At 31.0% G+C, this 13,269-nt stretch carries 12 protein-coding genes; 4 read left to right on the forward strand and 8 right to left on the reverse strand.

Annotation, left to right across the window (positions count from 1 at the left end; genetic code table 11):
* Positions 1 to 123: 123 nt before the first annotated feature.
* Positions 124 to 1,461, forward strand: coding sequence for an NADP-specific glutamate dehydrogenase (gene gdhA / locus V6137_RS06730; protein ID WP_425447130.1), 1,338 nt, complete (start codon positions 124 to 126; stop codon positions 1,459 to 1,461).
* Between the two features lie 174 nt (positions 1,462 to 1,635).
* Here the strand turns inward: gdhA and queG are convergent, their stop codons facing one another.
* Positions 1,636 to 2,532, reverse strand: a complete 897-nt coding sequence (gene queG, locus V6137_RS06735; RefSeq protein ID WP_425447131.1) for a tRNA epoxyqueuosine(34) reductase QueG — start codon at positions 2,530 to 2,532, stop codon at positions 1,636 to 1,638.
* A 152-nt stretch (positions 2,533 to 2,684) separates the two neighbouring features.
* On the opposite strand from queG, the gene V6137_RS06740 reads away from it, so the two are divergent.
* From V6137_RS06740 to V6137_RS06750, 3 genes are all read left to right on the forward strand, one after another.
* A complete protein-coding gene (locus V6137_RS06740) occupies positions 2,685 to 3,287 on the forward strand; it encodes a hypothetical protein (protein WP_425447132.1) in 603 nt (200 codons plus the stop codon).
* Positions 3,288 to 3,581: 294 nt separating this feature from the next.
* Positions 3,582 to 4,253: a nitrite/sulfite reductase domain-containing protein gene (locus V6137_RS06745; RefSeq protein ID WP_425447133.1), complete on the forward strand. Its 672-nt coding sequence runs from the start codon at positions 3,582 to 3,584 to the stop codon at positions 4,251 to 4,253.
* A 291-nt stretch (positions 4,254 to 4,544) separates the two neighbouring features.
* Positions 4,545 to 4,955 carry a hypothetical protein gene (locus tag V6137_RS06750; protein WP_425447134.1) on the forward strand — a complete coding sequence of 137 codons (411 nt, stop codon included), beginning with the start codon at positions 4,545 to 4,547 and terminating at the stop codon, positions 4,953 to 4,955.
* 236 nt (positions 4,956 to 5,191) lie between these two features.
* Here the strand turns inward: V6137_RS06750 and asrC are convergent, their stop codons facing one another.
* From asrC to V6137_RS06785, 7 genes are all read right to left on the reverse strand, one after another.
* A complete protein-coding gene (gene asrC / locus V6137_RS06755; protein ID WP_425447135.1) occupies positions 5,192 to 6,151 on the reverse strand; it encodes a sulfite reductase subunit C in 960 nt (319 codons plus the stop codon).
* 14 nt (positions 6,152 to 6,165) lie between these two features.
* Positions 6,166 to 6,957, reverse strand: a complete 792-nt coding sequence (asrB, locus tag V6137_RS06760; protein ID WP_425447136.1) for an anaerobic sulfite reductase subunit AsrB — start codon at positions 6,955 to 6,957, stop codon at positions 6,166 to 6,168.
* The gene (asrA, locus tag V6137_RS06765; RefSeq protein WP_425447137.1) at positions 6,950 to 7,972 is read right to left on the reverse strand and encodes an anaerobic sulfite reductase subunit AsrA; all 1,023 of its coding nucleotides are present in this window, start codon (positions 7,970 to 7,972) and stop codon (positions 6,950 to 6,952) included. The genes asrB and asrA overlap by 8 nt, the downstream gene beginning before the upstream one ends.
* 172 nt (positions 7,973 to 8,144) lie before the next feature.
* Positions 8,145 to 8,852: an iron-sulfur cluster repair di-iron protein gene (gene ric / locus V6137_RS06770; RefSeq protein WP_425447138.1), complete on the reverse strand. Its 708-nt coding sequence runs from the start codon at positions 8,850 to 8,852 to the stop codon at positions 8,145 to 8,147.
* 434 nt (positions 8,853 to 9,286) lie between these two features.
* Positions 9,287 to 10,183: a cation diffusion facilitator family transporter gene (locus tag V6137_RS06775; RefSeq protein WP_425447139.1), complete on the reverse strand. Its 897-nt coding sequence runs from the start codon at positions 10,181 to 10,183 to the stop codon at positions 9,287 to 9,289.
* A gap of 406 nt (positions 10,184 to 10,589) precedes the next feature.
* Complete coding sequence (locus V6137_RS06780) at positions 10,590 to 11,963, reverse strand: MATE family efflux transporter (RefSeq protein ID WP_425447140.1); 1,374 nt, start codon at positions 11,961 to 11,963, stop codon at positions 10,590 to 10,592.
* A gap of 213 nt (positions 11,964 to 12,176) precedes the next feature.
* On the reverse strand, positions 12,177 to 13,268 hold the full coding sequence (locus V6137_RS06785; RefSeq protein ID WP_425447154.1) for an NAD(P)/FAD-dependent oxidoreductase: 1,092 nt from the start codon (positions 13,266 to 13,268) through the stop codon (positions 12,177 to 12,179).
* Position 13,269 lies beyond the last annotated feature (1 nt).

Consider the following 13,269-nt stretch of genomic DNA (forward strand, 5'->3'; position numbering starts at 1 on the left):
TATCTAAGTTTTTGTTTGCAAAATTGTATATAAGTTGTATAATTTAAACTGATGGAATTAAATCCTGGCTTAGTTGCTTTTTTAGCTTAGCCTTATAAAAACATATATTAAGGAGTTGATCTAATGTCAGTTGTTCAAAACATAATGGAAGAAGTAAAGAAAAGAAATCCTGGTGAAGCTGAATTTCACCAAGCTGTTGAAGAAGTATTAATATCATTAGAGCCTGTTATAGAAAAACATCCAGAGTATGTTGAATCAGGTATACTTGATAGACTTGTTGAACCTGAAAGACAAATCATGTTCAGAGTGCCTTGGGTAGATGATAAAGGTAACGTACAGGTTAATAGAGGTTTCAGAGTTCAATTTAATAGTGCTATAGGACCTTACAAAGGTGGTTTAAGATTCCACCCTTCAGTTTACTTAGGAATCATTAAGTTCTTAGGATTTGAACAAATATTTAAAAATTCATTAACTGGTCTTCCTATAGGTGGAGGTAAAGGTGGTTCTGACTTCGATCCTAAAGGTAAATCAGACAATGAAATAATGAGATTCTGCCAAAGCTTTATGACAGAATTATATAGACATATTGGTCAAGATATTGATGTTCCAGCTGGAGATATTGGAGTTGGAGCTAGGGAAATAGGATACCTATTTGGTCAATACAAAAAAATAAGAAATGGATACGAAGGTGGAGTATTAACTGGTAAAGGACTTACTTATGGTGGTTCTTTAGCTAGAAAACAAGCTACTGGATTTGGTTTAATCTACTTCGTAAGAGAAATGCTTGCTGCTAATAACGACTCTTTCAAAGACAAAACTGTTGTTATATCAGGTGCTGGTAATGTTGCAATATATGCTTGTGAAAAGGCTAAAGAATACGGTGCTAATGTTGTTGCTATGTGTGACTCTAAAGGATATATCTATGATAAAAATGGTGTAAACTTAGACACTGTTAAACAAATAAAAGAAGTTGAAAGAAAAAGAATCAGCGAATATGTTAAGCATCATCCAGAAGCTGAGTATCATGAAGGACAAAAAGGCATTTGGTCAATTAAATGTGATATAGCTCTTCCATGTGCTACTCAAAATGATATTCATGTTGAGCATGCAAAACAATTAATTGCAAATGGTACTAAGATTGTTGGTGAAGGTGCTAACATGCCATGTACAAACGATGCATTAAACTTATTCCTTGAAAATGATATATTAGTTGCTCCAGCTAAAGCTGCTAATGCTGGCGGAGTTGCTACTTCAGCCCTTGAAATGTCTCAAAATAGTATGAGATTATCTTGGACATTTGAAGAAGTTAATAGTAAATTAGATGCAATCATGGTTAATATATTTAAAGCTGCTGATGAAGCTGCTAAAGAATTTGGCATGGAAGGAAACTATGTTGCAGGAGCTAACATAGCTGGATTCAAAAAAGTAGCAGATGCTATGATGGCACAAGGTATAGTTTAACTTTAAAGAATAAATAATAGAGAATAAAGAATAAATAATGTGCAAAGTGGCCTTAAGGCCACTTTGTTCTATTTTTTAAAAAGTTGTTGGGGGATTCGTAATCCCCCAACTTGCTCTATCCAATGAAATTTTACGATCGTAGAGAGTAAAATCGCCACATCTATTCTCTATTCTTTATTCTCTATTCTCTAAATATAGAAGGTTTCTCAAAATAGGCTTCTTCCCCCTCCAGCTAAAAGCTCTATTACCGTATTCCCTTTTAAATCCCCTATTTGACATTTTAGAAATCTCTTCATAATCTAAATTAAATATAAGATCTTTCTTAAAATCTCCTATTATGGTTTTTTCTACATTTTTATTGTGGGGACATACGTCTTGACATACATCACATCCAAAAACTAAATCTGTCTTTTTAATAATTTGTTCCTCATCATTAGGTAACTCTCCCTTTTTCTGGGTTAAATATGACTTACACTTTTTAGGATCAATATTAAAATCCCCAAGTATGATTTGTCCAGGACAAGCTTTTACACATCTATAACATTGAACACAGGTTTTATCTAAGGGTTTATCATATTCAAAGGGATAGTTATTTAATATGTAGCCTATGAAAACATAGGAGCCATATTTTTCAGTAATAATATGACTATTTATACCAAAAAAACCTAATCCAGCTTGATAGGCTAGGTATCTGTCAACCAAAGGTCCAGTATCTACAAAGGACATATATTCAAATCCATCTATTTCTTTTTCAAGTTCTTCCCCTATTTTATTAAGTTTATTTTTTACTATTATATGATAATCAATAGAATGGGTATATTTTGATAAATTTGATTTTTCCATGTTATCTGTTAAATATGGAAATAAACAAACTATAATGGATTTTACATTTTCCATAGTTAATTTTGGGTCTACTTTTTTATCCATATCACTTCCATCAAAGGGTGTATAATATCCCTCTTTATTTCTCATTTCTAATATTTCTTTTAATTCCAAATATGGACCTATATTAGATATTCCCATATATTCTATATTTAAATTTTTGCATATATCATTTAATTTTGATTTCATAAATCTACTCCAATCTAAGTGATATTTTAAAATCTATTATTATTTTTACCTACTGTATCTATATCTATTTACTATTTTACCTCTCTTTCCATAAATAAGAACAAGGACTTCATGTATTACTATGATAAAATGTATTTAATAGGAGGTGTATTATGAATATTTTCACTATATCTATTATAACCTTAGTAACAATAATATCAATATCTATTATCTACTACAAGTTAACATGGAAGGTAAGAGCATTTGATAGGAATTTCCATATAGATTATCAACAAATCTATAGTGTGGGGTATATATATCAAATTAAACTTTTAGGCAATATTACCCCAATAAGTGATAATGGTAGAAAAATTTTTGATACATATAGTAGTAATTTCAATATATCATTTTCCAATACTACCATTTCCGGAAATGTTTATGGGGATAGAGTTAATATAAATATGATTAGAAAAAAGGATAAAAAAACAGCATTAAGACTTTTGAAAAAGACCTTTATTAAGGAATTAAGATTAACTATTAGGGAAATCGAAACTGAATATAAAACTGAAAATAAACTAAAAGAAATGGCTAGCAAAGAAAAAAATAAACTCACTAAAATGGCTTGTCAAGAATGTAGATATAAATACCAGTGTGGTATAGCATTTACTGAATGTAAATATGAGAAGGAAAAAATCAACTTCAAAATTGCTTTATTAGATGATAAAGACAAAAATAATGAGGAGCTAAAAATGAATAAAAGGGTTTTTAAGAAATAATTTCTTTATTTTAATAACAGAGTAATAACAAAGGCACCGTTGGTGCTTCTTTGTTTCTACAGAGTGCAAAGTCCAGAGAGCAGAGATTTTGGGGTTCTATAGTATATGTAAAGATATCCTTCAAATGGATTAGATGCTATTTATATCCAGTTGTATATAACAAACATTGATATGTAGAGGGGAATTCATTCCCCGGTATAGTAATTATTTCTTTATTTTGTGACCTATATCATAGTCTCCTTTAATCTTATACTTTATAATATAGACAAATATAAGATTAAAGGAGGGTTTTTTATGCACCCTAAATATTCTGTATTACAAAAGGTTCGAAATGGAAAGAAAACATACGGTGTAACTCCCCATATTCCCGGAGGATTTATTAAAGCCGATGATATGATAAAGATTGGAGAAATAGCTAAAAAATATAACGGTTCATTAAAAATAACTTCAGGTCAGAGAATTGCAATACTGGGCCTTGAAGCTGACGATGTTCCAAAAGTCTGGGAAGAACTTGGTATGGAACCGGGGGTTAAATCCCACCTATCAGTTAAAAACGTAGAGATGTGTCCTGCCTCTTTCTGTAAAAGGGCAAAACAAAACTCTTTAAAACTAGGTATGAAAATAAATGAAATATATCATGGTATGGAAATGCCAAATAGAACTAAAATAGCTGTGGCTGGTTGTAGAAATGCTTGTACAAGTGTTTATTCAAAGGACTTTGGAGTAATAGGTGATCACGATGGATACATGATTACCGCTGGAGGTAGTGGAGGCTTTCATCCTAGGGTAGCCGATGTGGTGGCTAAAGATTTATCAGAAGAAAATGCCCTTACTATGCTAGATACAGTCATTAACTATTACAAAAATGAAGCTCAAGAAGGAGAAAAAATGAGTTTCTTTATCGATAGAATTGGTGTAGAGAAGTTAAGGAAAGATATTATGGAACTTTTTAAAAATATAATGTAATATATAAAAAGCATCATTGAAGCAAACTTGCTTTTACGATGCTTTTTATACTTTTTCAATTTAATTCATTATATTACCTTTTAAATTTTTCAGTAAATACAATTCCAACTGAATTTTTAATTATAAGAAAATTATTGAAAACTGACCAATAAAATGATATTATTTCTGTATTAATCTTGTACTTATATTATATTGCTAAAGATAAATAGGTCATTAAATTTAATTAGACTGATCAATAAAAACATAATTGTTATATATAGATATATCATGTATTAAAGGGGATAATCCAATGTGAAAAAATTTACTATAAAATTACTACTAAGCTTCATTATACTATTCTTATTATTTTATATTTATAAAACAATTATATTTCATACTAATGCCATTGATAATATAGATATATCTACTAAAATTATACTTAGAGATATTAATAATACTCTACAGCAGTATAGTGACATCAAATCTAGTGAGGAAATAAATATAATAAAGGATTTAGATGAAGACATGTTAGATATTGGCTACCTAGTTAAATCTATAGAAATTTTAAATAGAACTGCGGAATTTGATAAAGATAATGAATATATAAATAAAATGAATTCCCTTGTTTCTTCTATATATAAGGCAAACAGTTTAGAGAAAAAAATAAAATTAATTGAAAATCTAAAAAATATTATTAGTAAATTAGAATCTAAACTCTTATGACTAACCAACCGGGCAGGGCATGCCCTGCCCCTACATAATTGTAGCTTGGAATTCATTCCAGGGTTTTCTTTTATTTAGAGAATAAATATGGTTATTTTACTCCCTACGGTCGTAAAATTTTATTATATAAGCTGGGGGATTACGAATCCCCCAGCAACAACACACATAGACCAAAGTGACCTCTGGCCACTTTACACCTTATCTATTCTTTATTATCTATTCTTTATTCTTTGCATTTAAAAATGTATATATTCAGAAACTACTGCCTTTTCATTAAGCTCTACATCTTTAAGTGCATACTCCTTAAAAACCTGATACCCAGTTCTATCCACTATATATCCCACATGTTCCTTCGGTAATGACCTATCTATAAACTCATCTATATAATCATAGGTATTGGTAATAACTTTTATTATAGTTTCCTCTGTTACCCACTGTAAAAATGGTTTTGCAATCCTTGGATCTCTTTTTCCTGTACGTCCCATTATAACTACTTTATAATACTTTTTAGGATTTCTAGTAAATGCTGCCATGGGACATTTTAATATACATTCCCCACATCCAATACATCTCTTTTCATCCCTTATAACTTTACCATTTTTCATTGATAATGCTTCAGTAACTCTTCTCTTACAGTTTTTAACACAGGCTTCACATCCTATGCATCTATCCATGTGATATTCTGGCTCCACCATTCCTATAATACCGAAATCTTGCATATGGGCCTTTATACAATCATTGGGACATCCCGTTAATGCTATTTTCACATGATAGTCATTGGGAAATATAGCTTTTTCAATTTTTCTAGCAAATTCCGTTGTATTATAATTTGCAAATTTACATACCTTATTCCCTATACAGGCAGAAACATTTCTGGTTCCCGCAGCTGGATACCCCTCTTCGGGTTTTTCTATCCTTACTCCGTAGTCTAATTCTAAACCTTCTATTATAGTTTTCACTTCTTTATTAACTTCATCTATTTTATCAAAGGGTATTCCTGTAACTTCAAAGCCTTGTCTAGTGGTAATATGAACATTACCGTCTCCATATTTTTCTGCAATATTTTGTACAACTCCTAGATATTTTGCATTTATCTCTCCACCAGGAACTCTAATACGTAAAGCTGTTTTATTTCTATGTTTAGTTATTCTATATGCATTTTTTTTAATAGATTTTACATTTAAATCCATAGACATAATTTTACCTCCCATTAATCAATTAATGTTTCTGCTTTAACATAGTTAAATACCGGTCCCTCTAAACAGACATAGGTTTCATCTATTTTACAATGACCACATTTTCCAATTGCACAGGACATCTTTCTTTCAAAGGAAACCCATATCTTATCCTTGGGAACTCCCCTCTTTAAAAACTCAAGGACAGTAAACTTCATCATAATAGGAGGTCCCACTACTACTACCTCAACATCGGCCATATTTCCTATATTTATATTATCTACATACTTAGTTATAAGTCCTGTATTTCCATTCCATGTTTCATTACCATTATCAACGGTTAAAATGGTATTAAACTTTTTATCCCATAAATTTATTTCATCACCAAATAGGATATCTTTTGGGGATTTAAATCCCATTAGTATGTCAAATCTATTTATATCCTTTTCATTGTTATAAAAATGGTTTATTATACTTTTTACTGGAGCAAGCCCCGTTCCCCCTGCAGCTATTATCAGATGTTTCCCTTTATATTTTTCTAAAGGAAATCCTTTTCCATAGGGACCTCTTAAGAATAAATGGTCTCCAGGTTTTAATTCATATATTTTATTTGTAACCTTACCTACCTTCCTTATGGTCATTTCTATATATCCATCTCCAAAGTCACTTATGGATATGGGAACTTCGCCAACTCTGGGAATAGATACTTGAACAAACTGTCCATTTTCCGGCTTTATATCCCATTCTACCTTATATGTTATATCTATATCAGTTTGGGCATTAACATCAATAATTTTCTTTTTTTGAGGAATATATGGATTATTCATTGGCTTTCTCCTCCTTTAAAACATCATTTACTTTGTTTATACAATTTGAAAATGATATATATTGGGGACAATTATCATCACATCTCCCACATCCAACACACATATGCTCATCAAACCTTTTATTATAATCATATATCTTATGCATAGTCTTAAATCTCATCCTTGAGCCATAGTCTTTACGGAAACCATGTCCCCCTGCCATATCAGTAAATTTATCTATATGACATCCTGCCCAAACCCTTCTTCGCTCTCCAGCTTTGGGATTTTCATCATAGGTTATATCATAGGTTGTAAAACAACTACAGGTTATACAGCTGGTATTACACTTTCCACAGGCTATACATCTTTTAGAATACTCTTTCCATATATCATGATCAAAAATATCCATTGAAATTTTATCACTATCAGGTATATTAACCTGCACTTTATTTTCTTTAACATATTCTGGTACAAACTCTACTGTAGTTCCTAAATCTTTTAATAAATCCTCAAATTCTTTATCTTTAACATCACAATAGATTTCCTCTCCAGTAAATCTAACAGCCACATTATAATTATCTGTATAATTCGAATCCATAGAAACACAAAAACAATTTTCAAAACTATCCTTACATTCAATCATAAAAAACTTAACTTTTTCCCTTAATCTCTTATAGTAAACATCTTCCTGTCCACCATTTTTTAAAAATATAGTATCTAATCTCCTTATCCCATTTATGTCACAGGGTCTTAAAAATACAATAATCTTTTTCTCATCAACCATTGATTCCCTAAATTCATTTTCCGTAAAGTAAAATAGGGTCTGAGTTATTGGATATATAACTTCCTTTGGGGAAAACTCAGACTTTTTATCCCATACTATTTCTTCTACACTACCTATTTCTCCATATCTAATTAAGTCTGTATCTGAAAACTTTCCTCTATTTTCAAAGACTTTTGGAGCATATATTTTATACTCAGACTTTAATTCCCTTAGTAGATTGTTAAAACTTTCACTTTTAAGTTTATAACCCATAGATATGCCTCCCTAATTTTTTATGTATCCATTTTAACAATAAAATAAGGCTATGTATGTGAACCAAATCACAATTCAGAGTGGATATATATGGCAATGGAGAAGGGACCCTATAGGGTCCCTTCTCCATTGCCAATTACAAATTTTAAATTTCAAATATATAACATATCCTTTACTTTCCTTCAAATCTAACAAATAAAATATTATTTTCTAAGTGTATATGTCTAAATAGATCACTTTCTAACTCTTCTAATTTTTCATATGTTAAAGAAAAACTTCTACATCCACTAGGGGGTACTGTATAGTTATCAGTGATTTTTCTTAACTCTTTCAATATATCCCCTGCATTATCATGTTCATTTTCAGTCTCTTCCATAACCTTAATACCCTTTGCCCTTAATTCTTCAGATGGATTTTCTTCATATTCTTTTATTATGGGAAATAGTATCTCTTCTTCTTTAATAAGATGTTGCTCTAACTCTCCTTTTAATTGATTAAATAATTTGTGGACTCTAGTTAATACATCTCCATGATCAATACCATGTACCCTTAATATCTTTGTTACAAGCTCTGATATAATTGGGAGCTCTTTTTGTAAATAACTATGATGGGTATTTACAATATGATCTATTAAATCTGAAAATGAAGCCTTATTCCAATCTGTATTCTTAGTAATTATATTTTTCATTTCTTCATATTCATTTTCTAATTCAGCTAATAACTTATTTTCATCTATATTATGTTTATCTATTGCGTCTTTTAGTGGTCTATCTCCTCCACAGCAAAAGTCTATATTATATCTTTGAAAAACATCACTGGCCTTTGGAAATCTTGCTACTATATCACCTATCTTTTCTGAACTACTAAACATCTTTTTCATTACAATCCCTCCTGTTTTTTTATTAATATATTTAAAAATTTTTTATTAATCATCTGTTAACTACATTATAAGGAGGATCTAGCTTATTTGCATTGATTACAATCAAGATATAATTTGATTATAATCAAAAAACAAAGGCGCCTTTGGCAATCCTTTGTTTATGCAGAGTGCAAAGAGCAAAGTTCAGGGATAAAAAAAGCGGACAGGGCATGCCCTGTCCCTACATAATCCCAGCTTGGAATTCATTCCAAGATTTCCTCTTATTTAGATAATAGAGAATAAAGAATAAAGAATAGATATGGTTATTTTACTCCCTACGGTCGTAAAATTTTATTATATAAGCTGGGGGATTACGAATCCACCAGCAACAACACACATAAAACAAAGTGGCCTCTAGCCACTTTGCACCTTATTTATTCTTTATTCTCTATTCTTTATTCTTTAGTATAACCGTCTTTCTCTTCATCAAACTCTGCCGGTTCCATATGTATAATAACCTCGCCTATGCCGTCTATTTTACTCTTTAACATATCTTCTATACTATGGGCTAATAAATGGGAATATTCCAATGTAAATTCCTTATCTATCCCCACATGTAAATCAATCATAACATGATCCTCTTTTCCCCTAGTCCTTATTTTATGGCAATAGATAACTTCTGGTATTCTCATAACCCTTTCATATATTTCATCGGTATTCATTACATTGGCATCGGACAAGACATTTATTCCTGGTATAAGTATTTCTAAGCCTGCCTTAATAATTAAAATAGCTATAATAACTGCTATTATTGTATCCACAATTATAAGTCCTAACTGTATAAATATTAAACTGGCTATTACCGATACTGAAACATATATATCACTTTTAGTATGTTTTGAGTCAGATATTAGTATACTGCTTTTTAACTCTCTACCCCTTTTAGACTCATATGTAGTTACAAATATATTAACCACTATAGTTACTATCATAACCACAAAACTAAATATATCAATATTAGGTGTAACGGGATTTTTAAATCTGTCGTAGGCATTACTTAATATTTCAAAGGAAATAAAGAATAATAACATACTAATAATGATAGTAGCTAAGGTTTCAAATTTATGATGTCCATAGGGGTGACTTTTATCTGCAGGTTTTGATGCTATCCATATTCCTATTATTCCTATCACATTAGATGCACCATCTGAGAAAGAGTGATATCCATCGGCAATCATACTTGATGTATTAGTCATATAACCGTATATAAGTTTGGCTAGGGCAACGGCAATATTAAGGACTAATATTGCTGCTAATACATTCCGTACCTTCTTATATGTATAATTCTCCATTATTATTCTCCTTTACTGTTATTTTTTCTTTATTATAACATCAAGGTTATGATACCCAAATTGTTTGTTTTATAACAACTTTTTATTTAGATAATAGAGAATAAAGAATAGAGAATAAATATGGTTATTTTACTCCCTACGGTCGTAAAATTTTATTAAATAAGCTGGGGGATTAGGAATCCCCCAGCAACAATACACATAAAACAAAGTGGCCTCTAGCCACTTTGCACCTTCACTATTCTTTATTATTCATTCTTTATTCTTTATTTTAAAGTTCCTTCTACGTTTCAGAACAATAATCTATGGCTGCCCGACTGGACAGGGCATGCCCTGTCCCTACATACTCGTAGCTTGGAATTCATTCCAAGGTTTCCTTATCTATTCTTTATTCTCTATTCTTTATTATTTACTCTTCAAACACCAGTTCCGTTTCATATATATCCTTCTTTTTATACAAAGTAAGACTCATTAAAAATCTTACTACCAAGTCAACACACATAACCGACCATATTGCCATAATTCCTAAATCAAATATATAAGCTAGAAGATATGAAAATGGTATTCTTATTAACCATATACCTACTCCTGCCACAAACATAGGTACCCTTGTATAACCTGCACCCCTTAAAGCTCCATTTAATACTCCTGACATATTTTGTGGTATTTGTACAAGTCCCATTAGTATCAAATACTTTGCACCTAAGTTAATAACCTCTTGTTCATCGGTTAACAGTCTTAATATTACTTTTGGGAAAAATACCAATAATATTACACTTATACTTGTAACCATAAAAGAGCCTTTAATCGTTTCTTTTAAATAGGTTTTCCCCAATTTTTTATCTCTAGCTCCTAGAGCTTGCCCAATAAAAGCAGTGGCGGCAATGGAAAATCCTGCAGCAGGCATATAGGATATAGCCTCTGCTTGAAGTCCCAATTGATATGATGCCATAGCCACATCTCCATAACCTAGTATAACTCTAATTAATAAAATCGACCCTACATTCCAAAATATTGATTCAAATGCAGTGGGTGCCCCTAGTTTATATACAGATGCTATCTGCTTTATATCTATCTTAAAGAAATTACCGTTATATAGCGACCCTAGTACACCCTTTTTATTAAATAATACATAAAGTCCTATCATTGCAGCCACAAATTGACCTATAGCCATGGCCATGGCAGCTCCTTTGATACCTAAAACCGGTAATCCGAAATTACCAAATATAAGTCCATAACCAAAACAAATATTAAATATGTTCATTATAAAAGCTATAATCATAGGGGTTCTTGCATTCCCCATTCCCTGTAATACTCCTGCTACAACTAACATTATCCCTAAAAAAGGTATCCCCCAAGATACTGTCTTTAAGTATGTAACTGCATTAAGCAGTATGTCAGGTTTAGGTCCATATATAAATTGTAACAATCTTTGGGCATTCCAAAATATGACTTGTTGCAAAACTATACCTACTATGATTACTGATAATAGTGTCTGCTGAACTACTTTTCTTAATTTTTTTAAATTATTTGATCCATAGGCTTGGGCCACAAAAACCGATGCCCCTGTTGTTATACCTTTGAAAAGAGCCCATAATATTTTTATAATTCTGTCACTTATCCCAAAAGAACTTATTGCAACTTTTCCTATTCTACCAAGCATACCAGTGGATATAAACCCAGCAGTCATCTGTAATATATTTTCAGTTGCAATGGGCAAAATCATCCCATAGATTTTTTTTCTTACCCTTTTTTTAGAAACCTTGCTAGTCATCTCCCCCATATTTATTCCTCCCTACAACATAATATTTCGACTCCCTAATTATATACTAAAATCCTATTAAAAATTATTAAATTTATTTCACAAATCATAAAATCACCTTTTTATAGTAGAGAATTGAAAATGGAGAGAGGAAAGATTAAAACAAAGTGGCCATAAGGCCACTTTAGACTATCACTATTAACTATTATTTATTAACTGTCAACTAATTTAAACCTATACTTGTCTTTTATTATTTCTAGTAAATAATTTTAATAGATAACTCATATATTTTAATGGATCAAATTTTGTATTAAATAACCGCTCTCCTATTTTCCCACCTAGCTTACTAACTAAATTATCTATATCATTATTATCTAATGTCTCTAAATAACGCCTAAAGGTTAAAGAAATTTCATAATCCTTCCTTAAATCTTTAGTTAATTTTATATAGTTTCCCTCTCCAGCTAAATCCTTAGCTGCATATATTCCTGTTAATATAGCCATTAGTTGACCAAAACCTAAAAAAGGCATAATGGAACCAAAACAATTTCCCACAAAAAATGTATTCCCTATTCTAGGCTCTTCACATATACCAACTATATATCTTGTTATTTCAAAGTTATCAGTAAGCCTTATATTCTGATTTAAATCTTTACATACCCTACTATAAAACCTATCCCATAACTGCTCTAAATTTTCTTTTCTATTTTCAGGATAATCGGGATATCCTATAACAATATTTGCTTCCTTTTCATTATATGGTATAAGATAACCATAGCCCTTTGGAGCAAAGTCATAGTCTAACCAGGCTATTACTTCTTTTGTATTAAAGTTCCCCTCTACCGTTGCCCCTTTTAATGTTACTGTCAAATCTTCTCTATAGCGCTGTAACTGGGAAGCATAGGCAGCATCACCTGTTGCCAAGATTATATGGGTATATTCTCTTTGTAGCTGTTCATAAGTATAATCAGAGTTAAATATTATTTTACTTTTTACCTGTTTAGCCAACTGCTTCTCTAGAGCTTCTTTATGTCTTCCCCTTATATTTGTAAAACCTAATTTCCCTTCTATTGTTGATTTATTATTTTTAGAGTATATATCTAATTTTTTTATATTACTTGTGGGATGTAAAAATATATTATGCTTTTCAGACAAATATGCCATGGTATCCTGTATAGGTCTATTTAATATAGATAAAAATATCTCCCCACTTACAAATCTATCCCCAACCTGCCTTCTATCTTCAAATATGGTGGGATATATCCCATGTTTCTCAAGCTCTATTGCACAGGAAAGCCCAGAAAGTCCCGCCCCCATTATAGCCACC

It is taken from the genome of Dethiothermospora halolimnae (genome assembly GCF_037577855.1).
GTDB classification, from domain to species: domain Bacteria; phylum Bacillota; class Clostridia; order Tissierellales; family VENL01; genus Dethiothermospora; species Dethiothermospora halolimnae.

Coding starts and splice junctions, on each gene's coding strand:
- gdhA (WP_425447130.1), top strand. CDS start 124: ATGTCAGTTGTTCAAAACATAATGGAAGAAGTAAAGAAAAGAAATCCT.
- queG (WP_425447131.1), bottom strand. CDS start 2,532: ATGAAATCAAAATTAAATGATATATGCAAAAATTTAAATATAGAATAT.
- V6137_RS06740 (WP_425447132.1), top strand. CDS start 2,685: ATGAATATTTTCACTATATCTATTATAACCTTAGTAACAATAATATCA.
- V6137_RS06745 (WP_425447133.1), top strand. CDS start 3,582: ATGCACCCTAAATATTCTGTATTACAAAAGGTTCGAAATGGAAAGAAA.
- asrC (WP_425447135.1), bottom strand. CDS start 6,151: ATGTCTATGGATTTAAATGTAAAATCTATTAAAAAAAATGCATATAGA.
- asrB (WP_425447136.1), bottom strand. CDS start 6,957: ATGAATAATCCATATATTCCTCAAAAAAAGAAAATTATTGATGTTAAT.
- asrA (WP_425447137.1), bottom strand. CDS start 7,972: ATGGGTTATAAACTTAAAAGTGAAAGTTTTAACAATCTACTAAGGGAA.
- ric (WP_425447138.1), bottom strand. CDS start 8,852: ATGAAAAAGATGTTTAGTAGTTCAGAAAAGATAGGTGATATAGTAGCA.
- V6137_RS06775 (WP_425447139.1), bottom strand. CDS start 10,183: ATGGAGAATTATACATATAAGAAGGTACGGAATGTATTAGCAGCAATA.
- V6137_RS06780 (WP_425447140.1), bottom strand. CDS start 11,963: ATGGGGGAGATGACTAGCAAGGTTTCTAAAAAAAGGGTAAGAAAAAAA.